Annotated in this window: 12 protein-coding genes; 5 read left to right on the top strand and 7 right to left on the bottom strand. The window is 63.9% G+C overall.

The window, feature by feature from the left end; genetic code table 11:
- Positions 1-46: 46 nt before the first annotated feature.
- From bioF to panD, 4 genes are all read right to left on the bottom strand, one after another.
- The gene (gene bioF, locus AC1DYR_RS11870; protein WP_477705287.1) at positions 47-1,255 is read right to left on the bottom strand and encodes an 8-amino-7-oxononanoate synthase; all 1,209 of its coding nucleotides are present in this window, start codon (positions 1,253-1,255) and stop codon (positions 47-49) included.
- Positions 1,252-1,944 carry a dethiobiotin synthase gene (gene bioD / locus AC1DYR_RS11865; RefSeq protein ID WP_477705286.1) on the bottom strand — a complete coding sequence of 231 codons (693 nt, stop codon included), beginning with the start codon at positions 1,942-1,944 and terminating at the stop codon, positions 1,252-1,254. The genes bioF and bioD overlap by 4 nt, the downstream gene beginning before the upstream one ends.
- The gene (locus AC1DYR_RS11860) at positions 1,937-3,271 is read right to left on the bottom strand and encodes an adenosylmethionine--8-amino-7-oxononanoate transaminase (protein WP_477705285.1); all 1,335 of its coding nucleotides are present in this window, start codon (positions 3,269-3,271) and stop codon (positions 1,937-1,939) included. The genes bioD and AC1DYR_RS11860 overlap by 8 nt, the downstream gene beginning before the upstream one ends.
- 80 nt (positions 3,272-3,351) lie before the next feature.
- Positions 3,352-3,732: an aspartate 1-decarboxylase gene (panD, locus tag AC1DYR_RS11855; protein ID WP_477648477.1), complete on the bottom strand. Its 381-nt coding sequence runs from the start codon at positions 3,730-3,732 to the stop codon at positions 3,352-3,354.
- A gap of 160 nt (positions 3,733-3,892) precedes the next feature.
- Between panD and nadC the strand changes: the two genes are divergently transcribed.
- The 5 genes from nadC to adhP all read left to right on the top strand — a co-directional run bounded on the left by nadC (position 3,893) and on the right by adhP (position 10,563).
- Entirely contained in the window at positions 3,893-4,771 is an 879-nt protein-coding gene (gene nadC, locus AC1DYR_RS11850) for a carboxylating nicotinate-nucleotide diphosphorylase (RefSeq protein ID WP_477705284.1), read from the top strand.
- Positions 4,768-5,883: a quinolinate synthase NadA gene (nadA, locus tag AC1DYR_RS11845; RefSeq protein WP_477705283.1), complete on the top strand. Its 1,116-nt coding sequence runs from the start codon at positions 4,768-4,770 to the stop codon at positions 5,881-5,883. The genes nadC and nadA overlap by 4 nt, the downstream gene beginning before the upstream one ends.
- Positions 5,884-5,958: 75 nt before the next feature.
- Positions 5,959-7,725, top strand: a complete 1,767-nt coding sequence (gene pabB / locus AC1DYR_RS11840; protein WP_477705282.1) for an aminodeoxychorismate synthase component I — start codon at positions 5,959-5,961, stop codon at positions 7,723-7,725.
- 254 nt (positions 7,726-7,979) lie between these two features.
- Entirely contained in the window at positions 7,980-9,500 is a 1,521-nt protein-coding gene (locus AC1DYR_RS11835; protein ID WP_477705281.1) for an aldehyde dehydrogenase family protein, read from the top strand.
- A 31-nt stretch (positions 9,501-9,531) separates the two neighbouring features.
- Positions 9,532-10,563 carry an alcohol dehydrogenase AdhP gene (adhP, locus tag AC1DYR_RS11830; RefSeq protein ID WP_477705280.1) on the top strand — a complete coding sequence of 344 codons (1,032 nt, stop codon included), beginning with the start codon at positions 9,532-9,534 and terminating at the stop codon, positions 10,561-10,563.
- A gap of 140 nt (positions 10,564-10,703) precedes the next feature.
- Here the strand turns inward: adhP and nadB are convergent, their stop codons facing one another.
- The 3 genes from nadB to AC1DYR_RS11815 form a co-directional block, all read right to left on the bottom strand.
- Positions 10,704-12,350 (bottom strand): L-aspartate oxidase, encoded by a 1,647-nt coding sequence (gene nadB / locus AC1DYR_RS11825; protein WP_477705279.1) that lies wholly within the window; start codon positions 12,348-12,350, stop codon positions 10,704-10,706.
- A gap of 134 nt (positions 12,351-12,484) precedes the next feature.
- Positions 12,485-13,144 carry a hypothetical protein gene (locus AC1DYR_RS11820; RefSeq protein WP_477705278.1) on the bottom strand — a complete coding sequence of 220 codons (660 nt, stop codon included), beginning with the start codon at positions 13,142-13,144 and terminating at the stop codon, positions 12,485-12,487.
- 124 nt (positions 13,145-13,268) lie between these two features.
- Positions 13,269-15,500 (bottom strand): two-partner secretion domain-containing protein, encoded by a 2,232-nt coding sequence (locus AC1DYR_RS11815; RefSeq protein WP_477705277.1) that lies wholly within the window; start codon positions 15,498-15,500, stop codon positions 13,269-13,271.
- Positions 15,501-15,505: the final 5 nt, after the last annotated feature.

The raw sequence follows: 15,505 nt of genomic DNA, 5'->3' as shown, positions 1-15,505 counted from the left end.
GGGAATGGTTTTTGAGTCTATCTGATGCGTTTTTTAGTAGCCTGCTTCAGCCTGGCAGCGAATGCTTTGCCAGGGCCGTCAGGGCTTCGACCAGCAGGTCGATATCGGCTTCGGTGTGCGCGGCCGACAGCGCAATGCGAAGGCGTGCCGTGCCATCGGGCACGGTGGGCGGGCGAATCGCCGGTACCCAGATGCCGCGTGCGCGCAAGCCCTCCATCACGGCCAGGGCTTCGTCGCTGCGGCCGATCAGCAGCGGCTGGATGGCCGTCTGCGAGGGCGGCAGTTGCCAGTGGCTGCCTTTCAGGCCCGCCAGCAAGCCGCTGCGCAAGCGCGCAATGAGTTGCTGCAAATGCGTACGGCGCCAGTCATCCTGTTCAATCAGCGCAAGGCTGGCACGCAGCGCGCTGGCCAGCAGCGCCGGCGCGGCAGTCGCAAAAATATAACTTCGGGTTTTTTGCAGCAGCCATTCAACCAGGGCCTCGTCGCCCGCCACAAACGCGCCCGCCACACCAGCCGCCTTGCCCAGCGTGGCCATGTAGAGCACGCGGCGCGAGGCCTTGGCGCCATACAACCCCGCGGCGGCCAGGCTGCCGCGCCCTTGAGGGCCCAGCACGCCAAAGCCATGTGCATCGTCCAGCAGCAGCAGGGCGTCATGGCGCTCACACAGCGCCAGCAGGGCGGGAATGTCGGCGCTATCGCCATCCATGCTGAACACCGCGTCGCTGATGACCAGCTTGCGCGGTGCGTCGCTTTGCGCGAGCTCTCGCGCCAGCGCGTCCAGGTCGGTGTGTGCGTAGCGGTGGATTTTTGCGCGCGACAGCCTTGCGCCGTCAATCAGGCAGGCGTGATTCAGCGCATCCGAAAAAATCGCGTCACCGGCACCCACCAGCGCCGGCACGATGCCGATGTTGGTGGCGTAGCCCGCATAAAAATACAACGCGCGTGGCAGACCGACGAAGGCCGCGAGTTCGCGTTCCAGCGCCTCGTTGGCGGCGCTGTGGCCGCTGACCAGTGGCGATGCGCCCGACCCGACACCGTAGGCTTGTGCGCCGGTGCAAGCCGCCTGCACCAGGGCCGGGTGTGTGGCCAGGCCGAGGTAGTCGTTGCTGCAAAAGGCCAACATGCTTTGCCCGTCAATCGAGAGGCGTGCGCCGCTTTCAGGCATGACCGCGCGGCGCTGGCGGCGCAGGTGCGTGCGGTCCAGTTCGGCCACGCGTGCCGGAAATTCGTCGAGCCAGGAGGAGATGATGTTCATTGCCATTCAGTAGGGAGGTTGATGGTGACCTCGCGTGCGTCAATATTGGGTTGCCAGGGAACAGTGGCCAGCAGTGGCGCCTGCAACTGCTTTTGTAGAAAGGCGATGTTGTCCCCCTGCGCCAGCATGTTTGGGTCAATGTGGTTGGCGACCCAGCCGACCAGCGTGAGACCGCGCGCGCGGATGGCTTCGGCGGTGAGCAGGGCGTGGTTCAGGCAGCCCAGCCGCAGGCCCACCACCAGTACCACGGGCAGGCCCAACACTTGAGCCAGATCGGCACCGGTCTCCGTGGGCGAGAGCGGCACATGAAAGCCGCCCGCGCCTTCCACCACCACGGCATCGGCCTGCAGCGCGAGTTGGCGGTGGCAGGCCACCAGGTGGGCAATGTCAATGCGTGCACCAGCGCGGGCGGCTGCGATGTGCGGTGACACCGGGTCGGGCAGCAGCACCGGGTTGTCGAGTTCGGGGGGTACGCGGCAACTGGAAGCTGCGCGCAGGGCGAGCACGTCTTCGTTGGCATCGACACCGTCAATCGGCACCGTGCCTGCCGCCACCGGCTTCATGCCCACCACACGAAGGTGCCGGCGGGCCAGCGCATGTAACAGTGCAGCGCTGACCAGCGTTTTTCCCACGCCGGTGTCGGTGCCGGTCACGAACAGTGAAACCGTCTTGTGCGCCGCTTCAGCCATGTGCAGCAATTTCTTCGGCCAGGGTGGCGTCAAGCGCGGCCAGCGCGCCGCGCGCCAGGTGATCAATCGCCTCTTCGTCCATCACATAGGGCGGCATGGCGTAGACCGTCTGGCCTATCGGGCGCAGCAAGACACCGTGGGCCATCGCGTGCTGCGTGTAGCGGCGGGCAAAGTGGGGCGCCGTCGTGGGCTCGATGTCCCAAGCCCAGATCATGCCCAGCCTGCGTGCGTTCCGTACAGCGGGGTGCTGAGTCAGCGGCGCGAAGGCCAGGTCCAGGGTGTTGGCCAGGACTGCGTTGTCTGCCAGCACATCAGTTTGCTCGAACAGCTCCAGCGTAGCCAGCGCGGCGCGGCAGGCCAGCGGGTTGCCGGTGTAGGAGTGCGAGTGCAAAAAGCCGCGCGCCACGTCGTCGTCGTAAAACGCTTCATACACGGTATCGGTCGTCAGCACGGCCGACAGCGGCAGCGTGCCGCCTGTGAGGCCTTTCGAGAGACAGATGAAGTCAGGCTGTATGCCTGCCTGCTGATGCGCAAACATGGTGCCGGTGCGGCCAAATCCGGTGGCGATTTCATCGGCAATCAAATGCACTTCATAGCGGTCGCACAGCGCGCGCGCTTCGCGCAGGTAGGTGGCATCGTGCATGGCCATGCCGGCCGCGCACTGCACCATGGGTTCCACAATGAGCGCGGCGGTTTGCGCGTGATGCTGCTCCAGCCAGCTTTGCAGGTCTGCCGCTGCGTGTCGCGCTACGTCTGCGGCGCTTTCACTGGGCTGTGCGCCGCGTGCGTCGGGGCTGGGCACGGTGGCTGCCAGCCGCACCAGAGGCGCATAGGCTTCGCGAAAAATGGCAATGTCCGTCACAGCCAGTGCGCCCACGGTTTCACCGTGGTAGCCGCCGGCCAGCCCGATGAAGCGGCACTTTTCAGGCTTTCCAGTGTTGCGCCAGTAATGCGCACTCATCTTCAGTGCGATCTCTGTGGCGCTGGCGCCGTCGCTGCCGTAAAAAGCGTGGCCCAGTCCGGTCAGTGCGCCCAGCCGCTCGGACAGCTCCACCACGGGCTGGTGCGTGAAACCGGCCAGCATGACGTGGTCAAGCCGATCCATCTGGTCGCGCAGCGCCGCCTTGATGTGCGGGTGGCCGTGGCCGAACAGGTTGACCCACCACGAACTGATGCCGTCCAGGTAGCGCTTTCCTTCAAAGTCGTACAGCCAGACCCCTTCGGCCCTGGCGATGGGCACAGGAGGTTGCGACTCGTGCAGCTTCATCTGCGTGCAGGGGTGCCACACATGGCGCAGGCTGCGCTGGATCATTGAGAGGTTGTCCATGAAGGCCCGTGGTGAAGAGTGGAGGGCGAAAGCCCAGGCGTGCGCTGCAAGCCGGGGCTAAAGCACGAGTCGGACGCGGGTCAGGGCTTCTGCACCGGAATGGTCGAGCGCTCTTCCTTGATGCGGTTATCGGGGTTGACGAACACCAGCTTGGGGCTGAAGCCCGCGACATGCTCTTCATGCACCTGCGCAAACGCCGCAATGATGACCAGGTCGCCCACGGCAGCCCGCCGTGCGGCGGAACCATTGACCGAAATGATGCGGCTTCCGCGTTCGGCACGAATGGCGTAGGTGATGAAGCGTTCGCCGTTGTTGATGTTCCAGATGTGCACCTGCTCGTTTTCGGCGATGTTGGCGGCATCCAGCAGGTCTTCGTCGATGGCGCAGGAGCCTTCGTAGTTGAGTTCGCAGTGGGTTACTGCAGCGCGGTGAATCTTGGACTTGAGCAGTGTTCTGAACATGGTGTGTGGAGGGTGTACTCAGGCAAAAGGAAAACGCCGGGGTGGGCGAAGGGGGCCGGCGGCGGGCAGCGGCAAAGGGCGCTGTAACATTCGCGGCAGTTTTGAGGTCTACTCAATAGTTTAGTGCAGGGTACTGCGCGGTTTCTTTCTTAGATTGCTTATGAAAAAGTCATTTGATTTCACGATAGAAGCGCTTGGCGCCCTGGCCCGGGCGGATGCGGCGCGCGCGCTGGCCGAGGACATTGGCAGCGGCGACCTGACCGCCGCACTGATTGACCCGGCCCGCCAGGCACGGGCGCAGGTGGTGGCGCGTGAAAGCGCGGTGGTATGTGGCAGCGCCTGGGTCGAAGCCACGATGCGGCAGCTGGACCCACAGGCCCAGCTGGTCTGGCATGTGAAGGATGGCGAGCGCTGCGAAGCCGGCCAGGTGGTGTTTGAGGTGCGCGGCCTGGCCCGTGCCCTGTTGTCGGCTGAACGCACGGCGTTGAATTTTTTACAGCTGTTAAGCGCCGTTGCGAGTAAAACGGCTGTTTATGTTGACATCGTGAAAGGCACGCGGGCTGCTATTGTGGACACACGCAAGACCCTTCCCGGCCTGCGGCTGGCGCAAAAATACGCAGTCGTTGCGGGGGGCGGAACCAACCACCGGGTAGGTTTGTATGACGCGGTGCTCATCAAGGAAAACCACATCGCGGCCGCGGGCGGTATTGCGCAGGTGCTGGCGCGCGCTGCGGACGTCGCCGCACAGGCCGACTTTGTAGAGATTGAAGTCGAGAACCTGGACGAGCTGGCCCAGGCGCTGAATGCCGGTGCGCGCATGGTGCTGCTCGACAACATGAGCCTGCCCGACCTGAAAGAAGCCGTGCGCATCAACAACGGGCGAGCGATTCTGGAAATTTCGGGCGGGGTCACCCTGGAGGGCCTGCGCACCCTGGCCGAAACCGGCGTCGACCGGATTTCCATCGGCACCCTGACCAAGGACGTGCGGGCGATTGATTTTTCCATGCGCTTTGACGCCGAGAGCACGGTGGCGGCATGAGCGCGGTGCTGCCGATCATTCGCGTTGACTACGAGCAGCCTGAGGGCGCTGCTTGCAGCACGCACCAGGCCTGGGCCCGGGTGCCGGCCGAGCCCACGCAGGCCGAGCGTGCCGGGCTGAAGGCACGCATCCGCGAGCTGCTCAAGGCCCGCAACGCCGTCATGGTGTCGCACTACTACGTACACCCCGACCTGCAGGACCTGGCTGAAGAGACCGGCGGCCTGGTGTCGGACTCGCTGGAGATGGCGCGCTTTGGCCGTGACCATGCGGCACAGACGCTGATGGTGTCGGGTGTGCGCTTTATGGGCGAGACGGCAAAGATTCTTTCACCCGAAAAACGCGTTCTGATGCCCGACCCTGACGCGACCTGTTCGCTTGATCTGGGCTGCCCGGTGGATGAATTCAGCGCGTTTTGCGATGCCCACCCGGACCGCGCGGTGGTGGTCTATGCCAACACCAGCGCCGCGGTGAAGGCGCGGGCCGACTGGGTGGTGACATCCAGCTGCGCGCTCGACATCGTGCGTGCGCTCAAAGACCAGGGCCAGAAAATCCTCTGGGCGCCCGACCGGCACCTGGGCGGCTATATCCAGCGCGAAACCGGCGCTGACATGGTGTTCTGGAATGGCGCCTGCATCGTGCACGACGAATTCAAGGCCTTTGAACTGCAGGCCCTGAAAAAAGAGCACCCCGGCGCCAAAGTGCTGGTGCACCCCGAGTCACCCGCCGACGTGGTGGCGCTGGCCGACGCCGTGGGTTCAACGTCAGGCATTTTGAAGGCGGCACGCGAGATGGACGCGCGCGAATTCATTGTGGCGACCGACAACGGCATGCTGCACAAGCTGCGTACGCTCAACCCCGGAAAAGTGTTTATTGAAGCGCCCACCGCCGGCAACAGCGCCACCTGCAAAAGCTGCGCGCACTGCCCGTGGATGGCCATGAACGGCTTGGCCGGTTTGGCCCATGTGCTGGAAACCGGTACGCATGAGGTGAAGATAGACCCCGCACTGGGCCTGCGCGCCCGGCTGCCGATAGACCGCATGCTGGCTTTCACCGCCGCCCTGAAAAACGGCCAGCCCACGGCGGGGCTGGTGCCGCATATCGGTGCGGCTTGAGGCCTGATCCGGGTACGGTAGATGCTCCTGTTTTGATAGCTGCTCGCGCTTGTTCTGTATGGGCTGGAGGCCGATATGAGCCCCATAACGGCCTGTATTGACTTCTCGGACCCGCATGATGGCACCGCGCCGCGCCTGCGCCGTGCTTTCGGCGCGCCGCGTGCGGTGCTGGTGGCACGCAAGCTCGACGAGGTACGGCCGGTACTGGATGCCGTGCAGGCCGCTGCCGTACAGGGCGCCTGGTGTGTGGGTTACCTGCGCTATGAGGCCGCACCGGCTTTTGACGCCGCGCTGGCCGTGCACGATGTGGATGGGCCGCTGGCCTGGTTTGCGGTATATGACGAAGCCTTGCCCTGGCCACAGACTGTGCCAGGTGCCGATGTGCAGGTGCAGTGGCAGCCGGGGCTGGATCGCCCGGCTTTTGACGAGGCCCTCGGCACGCTGCAGCGGGCGATTGCCAACGGCGCCCACTACCAGGTTAACTTCACGGCCCAGATGACCGGCCGGTTGCTGCCGGGCCAGGAAGCCGCGCCGGCCCATGCCTTGTTTGGCGCCCTCCAGCGCGCGCAGCCCGGCGGTTATGCGGCCTTCCTGGATACCGGTGATGAGCAGATTTTGTCGGTGTCGCCCGAGTTGTTTTTTGACTGGCGCGCCGGCCAGCTTCTGACGCGGCCGATGAAGGGCACGGCGCCGCGCGGCACGACGCCCGAAAGCGATGCGGCCCAGGCCGAGACGCTACGCACGTCAGTCAAGGAGCGTGCCGAGAACGTGATGATCGTGGACCTGCTGCGCAATGACCTGTCGCGCATCGCCGAACCCTTCAGCGTGCGCGTGCCGCGCCTGTTCCATACCGAGGCGCTGCCCGCGGTATGGCAGATGACGTCCGACGTCGAGGCGCGCACGCGGCCCGGCTGTAGCCTGGCCGAGGTGTTTGCCGCGCTGTTCCCCTGTGGTTCGATCACCGGCGCACCCAAGGTGCGCGCCATGCAGGCCATTCAAACGTTGGAACCCGGGCCGCGCGGTGTGTATTGCGGAGCCGTCGGTGTGGTGCAACCCGGCGGCGCGGCGACTTTCAATGTGCCGATCCGCACCGTCAGCCTGCGCGGCGCCCAGGCCCGTTGTGGTATCGGCAGCGGCATCACCTCGGGTTCTGTGGCTGAAGGGGAATGGCAGGAGTGGCGCCACAAGCAGGCCTTTCTGGCGCGTGCCAGCATGCCCTTCGAGATTCTGGAAACCCTGGCGCTGGAAGCGGGCCAGTTGCGCCATAGGGAAGACCACCTGGCGCGCATGGCGGTTTCTGCGGCCCACTTTGGCCACCGATGGGATGCGGCGCAAGCCTACGCGTGCCTGCAGGCATTGGGGGAGGCGCACGCGCAGGGGCTCTGGCGTGTGCGGCTGCTGCTCAGCGCCGGCGGGAAGTTTACCGCCCAGGCTTATGCCATGGAGCCGTCACCGCCCCAGGTGCGACTGCAGCTGGCCGACCGGCCGTTGCTGGAGGCGCACAGCGAGTTCGTCCGCTTCAAGACCACGCGCCGCAGCCACTACGACTCTTTCAGCACGCCAGCCGGAGTCTTCGACACCTTGCTGTGGAACGCTGCTGGTGAAATCACGGAATGCACACGCGGCAATATCGCACTGCTGCTGGATGGCCGCTGGGTCACACCGCCGCTGGCCTGCGGCCTGCTGGGTGGCATAGGCCGGGCCAAAGCGCTGGCAGACGGCAGGCTGGTGGAGGCGGTGGTGCGCGTGGACCAGCTGCCACGGGTACATGCCTTCGCCTTCGTCAACAGCTTGCGCGGCTGGATAGATGCGGATCTGGCCCGTCCACATACGGCCCACTGAACCTTGCGTACAACGTGCTTACGCACGTAGCTGCGGAATCCTTGACGCAGATCAAGTCCATGCCCTTGGCATGCCTGCACAGTTGCACCACTGATCACCAGGAACAACCCTAGGCATCCGGATTTCCGTACTGAAAGAAGCACTTTCAGATTGCGGCCACTGCTGTACCGGCGGCCGCCTGGCTTTGAATGCCCCTGCAACAGAACCCTCCGGCAAAAAGCCGGCCGTTTCACTGCCACCCCATGGAGTCCATCATGTTCCAGCAAGCACTTGATTACGTTCGCATCCACGGTAAATTGCCCACCCGCTATGGGAATTTCATCGGCGGCAAATGGCAGGCGCCCATCGAAGAACAATATTTCACCGACCACAGTCCCATCAATGGCGCAGCGTTGGTCCAGGTGGCCAAATCGACTCCGGCCGACGTCGAATTGGCGCTGGATGCCGCGTATCGCGCCAAGGATGGCTGGGCGCGGCTGCCCCCCACCGAACGCGCCCGCACACTGAATCGCGTGGCCGACCGACTGGAAAGCAATCTGGAGTTGTTTGCGCTGGCCGAGACGCTCGATAACGGCAAACCGATCCGTGAAACCCGTAACGCCGATGTGCCGCTCGCCATCGACCATTTCCGTTACTTCGCGGGCTGCGTGCGTGCCGAAGAGGGCGCCATTTCAACCATCGACGAAGACACCATTGCCTACCATTTCAAAGAGCCACTCGGCGTGGTCGGGCAAATCATTCCGTGGAACTTTCCACTGCTGATGGCGGCCTGGAAAATTGCGCCGGCACTGGCTGCCGGGAATTGCACGGTGATCAAACCGGCATCGCAGACACCGCTCACTTTGCTTTTGTTCGCCGAATTGACGGCCGACATCCTCCCGCCCGGTGTGCTCAATGTCGTCACCGGCCCCGGCGGCTCGGTCGGGCAGGCGATTGCCGCCAATCCGCGTATTGCGAAAGTGTCTTTCACCGGCGAAACCACGACGGGCAGACAGATCATGCACGCCGCCGCCGAACACCTGATTCCGCAAACGATGGAGCTGGGCGGCAAGTCGCCCAATATATTCCTGGCCGACGTGATGGACGAAGACGACGATTTTCTCGACAAGGCCCTGGAAGGCTTCGCGCTGTTCGCCTTCAACAAAGGGGAGGTCTGCACCTGCCCGTCGCGCGCACTGGTGCATGCATCGATATACGACAAATTCATGGAAAAAGCCGTCAAGCGGGTTGCCGCCATCAAGGTCGGCAATCCTCTCGCCGCCGATACCCAGATGGGCCCCCAGGCATCGCTGGACCAAGTCAACAAAATACTTTCCTACATCGATATCGGCAAGCAGGAAGGAGCCCAGCTCCTGACCGGCGGTGCGCGTGCGCATCTGGGCGGCGAACTGGAAGAGGGCTATTTCCTGCAACCCACGGTGTTTTTTGGCCATAACAAGATGCGGATATTTCAGGAAGAAATTTTCGGCCCCGTGTTGTCGGTAACAACATTCAAAACGGTCGAGGAAGCCATCGCGATCGGGAACGACACCGTCTATGGACTCGGCGGCGGAATCTGGACCCGCAACGGCACGCAGGCGTACCGCGTCGGACGCGCCATTCAGGCCGGCCGGGTATGGACCAACTGCTACCACGTCTATCCGGCCCATGCGGCATTCGGTGGCTACAAGCAGTCTGGGTTCGGCCGCGAAAACCACAAGGCGATGCTTGACCACTACCAGCAGACCAAGAATCTGCTGGTCAGCTACGACAACAAGGCGCAAGGCTTCTTTTAAGCGATCAACCTAATCCAACAGGAGAACAGTCATGGGCAAGATGATGAAAGCCGCCGTAGTCCGGGCCTTTGGCAAGCCGCTACAGATTGAGGATGTTCCGGTGCCCACACCCGGTGTCGGGCAGGTGTTGGTCAAGATCGAGGCCTGCGGCGTTTGCCATACCGACTTGCACGCCGCCGAGGGCGACTGGCCGGTCAAGCCCAATCCGCCGTTCATCCCGGGACATGAAGGTGTGGGTTATGTGGCCGAGGTCGGCGCCGGGGTCAAGCATGTCAAGGCCGGCGACCGTGTCGGCATTCCGTGGCTGTATTCCGCCTGCGGCCATTGCGAGCATTGCCTGGGCGGCTGGGAAACGCTGTGCGAATCGCAGCAAAACACCGGCTATTCGGTCAATGGCGGCTTTGCCGAATATGCACTGGCCGACGCCGACTACGTCGGCCATTTGCCCAAAGGAATCGGCTTCGTCGACATCGCGCCGATCCTGTGCGCCGGTGTCACGGTGTACAAGGGGCTCAAGGTCACCGATACCAAACCCGGCGACTGGGTGGTTATTTCAGGCATAGGCGGTCTCGGCCATATGGCGGTGCAATATGCGAAAGCCATGGGGCTGAACGTGGTTGCGGTCGATATCGACGACGGCAAGCTCGCACTGGCCAAACGCCTGGGCGCGGCCCTGACCGTGAATGCCAAAACCACCGACCCGATTGCCTTTATCAAAAAGGAAATCGGCGGCGCGCACGGCGTGCTGGTGACTGCTGTGTCGCCCAAAGCCTTCTCGCAAGCACTTGGCATGGTGCGGCGTGGCGGCACGGTCTCGCTGAATGGTTTGCCGCCGGGCGACTTCCCGTTGCCGATCTTCGATATGGTGTTGAACGGCATCACCGTGCGCGGCTCCATCGTCGGCACGCGGCTCGATCTGCAAGAGTCGCTGGTTTTTGCCGACGAGGGCAAGGTCAAGGCAACCGTGTCGACGGAGCGCCTCGACAATGTCAACGAGGTGTTTGCGCGCATGCGTCGCGGCGACATCGAAGGCCGGGTCGTGCTCGACTTTGCATCCGCATAGCGCCGCGTTTGTGGGCAAAGCGGCATATATGGCGCGATAGCCTGCGCGGCTGGATAACCGTGGAGCTGCAGCGGCGCGGCGTTTAGCTATTATTTTTATAGCTAATAGCGAAGGTAATACCTGCGCCAGAGCCCGATTTTCTATAATTTTTCGGGTACCAGCACTGTTGGCTCTGACGATGCTGCCAGCTCGGGGTAGTCGCGGCTGAAATGCAGGCCGCGGCTTTCGTGCCGGCCGTGCGCCGAGCGGACGATCAGATCCGCCACCTGCACCAGGTTGCGCAGTTCCAGCAAGTCGCGCGTGACACGGAAGTTGGCATAGAACTCCTGGATCTCCGCGTTGAGCAGGGCGATGCGGTGCGCCGCACGCTCGAGCCGCTTGGTGGTGCGCACAATGCCCACGTAGTTCCACATGAAGCGGCGCAGCTCGTCCCAGTTGTGCGAGATCACCACGGCTTCGTCGGCATCGGTGACCTGGCTTTCGTCCCAGACGGGCAGGTCGGGAACTTCGGCGGGTGCCCGGGCTTCAATCGCGTGGGCCGTGGCGCGTGCGAGCACCACGCACTCCACCAGTGAATTGCTCGCCAGGCGGTTGGCGCCGTGCAGGCCGGTGCAGGCGGTTTCACCAACCGCATAGAGGTCCGCCACATCGGTGCGCCCGGCCAGGTCGGTGATCACGCCGCCGCAGGTATAGTGCGCGGCGGGCACCACCGGGATGGGCTGGCGCGTGATGTCGATGCCGAGCTCAAGGCAGCGCTTGAGGATGTTGGGGAAGTGCTCCTGCAGAAAAGCCGGGCTCTGGTGCGAGATGTCCAGGTAGACACAGTCGAGGCCGTGCTTTTTCATCTCAAAGTCGATGGCGCGGGCCACCACGTCGCGCGGTGCGAGCTCGGCACGGGCGTCATGCGCGGGCATGAAGCGCCCGCCCCCGGCCGAGGGCGGCAGCAGCAGCTTGCCGCCTTCGCCGCGCACGGCTTCTGTGATCAAAAACGATTTCGCGTCCGGGTGGTAGAGGCAGGTCGGGTGGAACTGGATGAATTCCATGTTGCCCACGCGGCAGCCGGCCCGCCAGGCCGCGGCGATGCCGTCGCCGGTGGCGGTGTCGGGGTTGGTGGAATAGAGATACACCTTGCCCGCGCCGCCGGTTGCCAGGATCGTGTGGCCGGCGCTGAAGGTCAGCACCTCGCCGCTGGCGGTGTCGAGCACATAGGCACCATAGCAGCGGTTACCGGGTTGTTTGAGATGCCGGTCGGTGATGGCGTCGACCAGCATGTGGTGCTCATAGAGCGTGATGCCGGGCGTCTTGCGGACCTGCTCCATCAGCGTGCGCTGCACGGCGGCGCCGGTGGCGTCGGCCGCGTGCACGATGCGGCGCTGGCTGTGGCCGCCCTCGCGGGTCAGGTGCAGCTCGCCGGGATGGCCGGCGTCTTCGGAAAAGGCCACGCCCAGCCCACGCAGCCAGGCAATGGCTTCGGGCGCACCTTCGACCACCGCGCGTGTGGCGGACAGGTCGCAGAGACCCGCACCTGCGACAAGCGTGTCGCTCACATGCTGCTCCAGCGAATCGCCCTCGGCCAGCACGGCAGCCATGCCGCCCTGCGCCCAGCCGCTGGCCCCGTCGCCAAGCGCACGTTTGGTCACTACCGCCACACGCCGGCCTGGCGCCAGCAGCAGCGCAGCAGACAGGCCCGCCAGGCCGCTACCGACAATAACCACGTCAAAGGCGTGTTGCGTGGAGGGCTCGGCCTTACCGGGTTGCCTGTGGCCGGAGGCGGGAAGGGCGTTCATGGGCAGTATGAGTCTGTAGGGTCACGCAGCAAGCCAGTGGCCGGATATCCTGTGGTCAGGAAATCGCAAATTATCAGCCAATCGCCAGGTGGCCGGGTTTAGACGCGAAGTTATTGAGCCGGGTGCCCAGGCTGTTAGGGTGTGGCGGAAGGCTGACGTTGCGTACCCCCATTAATGTCATAGGACCCGAAAACTTCTTGCGCGGTCCGCGTTTCGGGCAGGATGTACACGATGCCGTTGGTTCCGGTGAAAGCCGGACTGACCACCTTGTCGTAAAAACTGACAGGAACGTTGATGCAGCCAAAGGTGATGCGGTTGTCTGCAGAAGTGGTGCTGCTCAGGCGCTGGGCGCGCTGCTCGGCGGGCGTTCCCCTTACCACCCTGTGAAGGGAGATGGAGGTGGCGTAGTCAATCCAGAGTATTTCTACGCCATGAAGGTTCCGGTCCAGCGAGGCGACAAACCGGCCGGCGGGTGTGGTGCGTTCGTGCGCCAGGATGGTGGAGAGCTTGCGTTCGCCAATGCCGGGTGTGGAGTCGTCGCCGCGTGCCAGGCCAAGCAGTGCGGGCGCCGCGCCTATGAGTTGTCCGTCCTTGCCAAGGACCAGAACCTGCGCGTTGACCTTGTCGACAATCATGAAGGGCATGCCCTGGTTGTCGGCCGAGTGAACAATCCACGCAGCCAGACCGGAGACCTCCCTGGACACCTGTTGCTGCCCGAAGCTGGCATGTTGGGGCGAAACGGATGCGGAGGTTGAAGCTGCGCCCGCGGCCCATGTGCCCTGGAGGGCCGGCATGGTCAGGAGGGCGGCCAGGCATATTCCCCGTGCAGTAGGTGCTCTGGCGGCTTTTGCCAGGGATACGCAGGCGCTCGCAAGAAGCGGAAGTGACATGTGGTGAGCCAGTTCTTGAGTCTGCTCGTTAGTTGCGTTCAGGTTTTGGGGCATAACGCCGGGCCACATAGGGTTTGGGCGGGATGAGCGGAATGGCCGTGGGAGCCACTTCCTGTTCCTCGGCAAGAGCCAGAAACACGTCGTTGTTGCCGGCGTAGGGCGTTGGCATCAGGTCCAGAGGGAACGCACCCGCCATTGCGACCACGGTCATGCCCATGAAGGGAGTGGTGGCCCCAAGAGCTGCGAGAACCCCAGGAGCCACAAGAGTCGCAGGACTGATGGTCCCGGTGGTCTTGCTGACAATCGGCCCGCAACAGGACGTGGCCAGCGCATATTGGGCAGCATCGGGCCCTGCCAGGCGGTAGCCGGTAAAGGTCACGGTTTTGCCGGTCCCCGGGTCTGCGCCGTTGAACACGGCGGTGCTGCCCGGATCAGCCACCAGGCTGACCCCCGCCGGGTTGCCTTTCAGGGACACGAGGGTGGCGGCGGTGCTTCCGTCGTAGGTTTTGGTGACTTCAGGGAACACCAGCATGCGTTGGGCCAGCGCTGCTCCGGCGGTCAGCGTGAATTTGGTTGAATAGTCCGTCGGTGTCGTGTAAGAAACCGGGTTGTAAGTGACCGTGACCGGCGCATTGGTGATGGCCCAGGCAGGCGCAAGCGGGGCGAAAATCACGGTGCCGCCCGCGACGCCAGGCCCGGTGCCATCCGTGTCCGCAATGATCGTCAGCCCGCGCGGCAAGCCCAGGCTGCGTGTCGGATCAAGGGTGCCATTGTCCAGCGTGAGTGCGCCGGCGAGGCTCACGTCATTGGCGGCGCAGATCATGATGTTGCCGTTGGTCGCCGTCATGGCACCGACCTTGTTGAAATTGCGCCCGGCGCTCATCAGCATGCTGCCCCGGGTTGTTGTGATGGCTGCATTGACATTGATATCGCGTCCGCAACACACGGCCAGGTTGCCATCCGTGGCCGTGATGGGGGCATTGATATTGACGTCCCTGTCCGCATTGAGGGTTAACGTGGTGGTGGGCGCACCAACGGGGGTCGTCCAGCTCACTGCCTCGTTGATAAAAATATCCCCGTTGCCGGGCCCGGGCGCGGTGGCGATAGTGACGTTGCTGTTGACCAGGTCGAGCCCAAGCTGGACGCCCGAGATATTGCCGCCGGGGCCAACGACGAAGTCTTGGGGATCGATGAGCCAGGTGCCGGGCAGGCCGAAAGGAGCGGCTGTTGTGCGCACCCCGCTCCCAATGCTTACTGTGGCGGCCGAGGTTTCGATGAAGCCGCCGTTACCTCCGTTCGGTGCGCTGGCATCCAGAGTGCCGGCCACATTCATCGTGCCGGAATCCATATCGCCGAGCAGCAAAATGGTGCCGTTGCGGTTTCCGATGGTCTGCGCCTGGATGACGCCGGTGTTGTTGACCGCGGTGTGCAGCAGGCTGCCCGCCGCCTGTGTGGTCATGAGGACCTTGCCACCATCGGCGCGGATCATGCCGCCGTTTTCCACCAGCGCGTTGACCGCGCCTTGCGTCACGGACACACGCAACATACCGTCGCCTGCCAGGTCGAGCGTGGCTGCCTGACCTCCGGCCAGGGCCACGCTTCCCAGGCGGGCGGTGATGACGCCCTGGTTGGCGACGTTTTTCCCCATCAGGGCCACGTATCCGCCATCCGCTGCGTTGATCGTGCCCTGGTTGATCACCGATCCGTTCCCCGCATTGGTGAAGCTGTGGTCACCCGCCATGAATTTCGCATCGCTCAGGCTCATGGTGGTCGCGACCAGGCCGCCGACATTGACTTGCGCGCCACTGCCGAACAGGATGCCGTTGGGATTGAGCAGAAACACCTTGCCGTTGGCCGACAAGTTGCCCAGGATGCTGGAAGCGTCAGCGCCCAGCACGCGGTTCAGCGCGACGGAGGTGCTGCCGGGTTGCACAAACTGTACGGTCTGCCCGGCTGCAATGCCGAAGCTTTGCCAGTTGATCACCGCATTGGCGGTCGACTGGTTGATGGTGGTGGTGGAGCCGGTGCTGGAAATGGTGGCCGAGCCGGCTGCAACCACGCCATCGGTCGGCAGCGCATGGGCGGCACCGCCCAGGCCCATCATCAGGGAGACCGAAAGCAGGTTGCCGGCAAAAGACGGACGCATCGCGCTCGCAGCGGCGCGCGACGATTTTTGTTTGCCCCGACCGCTTGCGTTTTCGGCGACGGCGACAAGGGCGCTGGCATTGGCGTTCCAGATGGTTCTGTAGATGTGGTTCATGAGGC

It is taken from the genome of Polaromonas sp. P1_F9 (genome assembly GCF_056405615.1).
The sequence above is the reverse complement of the archived record's forward strand: the minus strand, read 5'-3'. Positions and strand labels throughout refer to the sequence as shown.

Coding starts and splice junctions, on each gene's coding strand:
- bioF (WP_477705287.1), bottom strand. CDS start 1,255: ATGAACATCATCTCCTCCTGGCTCGACGAATTTCCGGCACGCGTGGCC.
- bioD (WP_477705286.1), bottom strand. CDS start 1,944: ATGGCTGAAGCGGCGCACAAGACGGTTTCACTGTTCGTGACCGGCACC.
- AC1DYR_RS11860 (WP_477705285.1), bottom strand. CDS start 3,271: ATGGACAACCTCTCAATGATCCAGCGCAGCCTGCGCCATGTGTGGCAC.
- panD (WP_477648477.1), bottom strand. CDS start 3,732: ATGTTCAGAACACTGCTCAAGTCCAAGATTCACCGCGCTGCAGTAACC.
- nadC (WP_477705284.1), top strand. CDS start 3,893: ATGAAAAAGTCATTTGATTTCACGATAGAAGCGCTTGGCGCCCTGGCC.
- nadA (WP_477705283.1), top strand. CDS start 4,768: ATGAGCGCGGTGCTGCCGATCATTCGCGTTGACTACGAGCAGCCTGAG.
- pabB (WP_477705282.1), top strand. CDS start 5,959: ATGAGCCCCATAACGGCCTGTATTGACTTCTCGGACCCGCATGATGGC.
- AC1DYR_RS11835 (WP_477705281.1), top strand. CDS start 7,980: ATGTTCCAGCAAGCACTTGATTACGTTCGCATCCACGGTAAATTGCCC.
- adhP (WP_477705280.1), top strand. CDS start 9,532: ATGGGCAAGATGATGAAAGCCGCCGTAGTCCGGGCCTTTGGCAAGCCG.
- nadB (WP_477705279.1), bottom strand. CDS start 12,350: ATGAACGCCCTTCCCGCCTCCGGCCACAGGCAACCCGGTAAGGCCGAG.
- AC1DYR_RS11820 (WP_477705278.1), bottom strand. CDS start 13,144: ATGCCGGCCCTCCAGGGCACATGGGCCGCGGGCGCAGCTTCAACCTCC.
- AC1DYR_RS11815 (WP_477705277.1), bottom strand. CDS start 15,500: ATGAACCACATCTACAGAACCATCTGGAACGCCAATGCCAGCGCCCTT.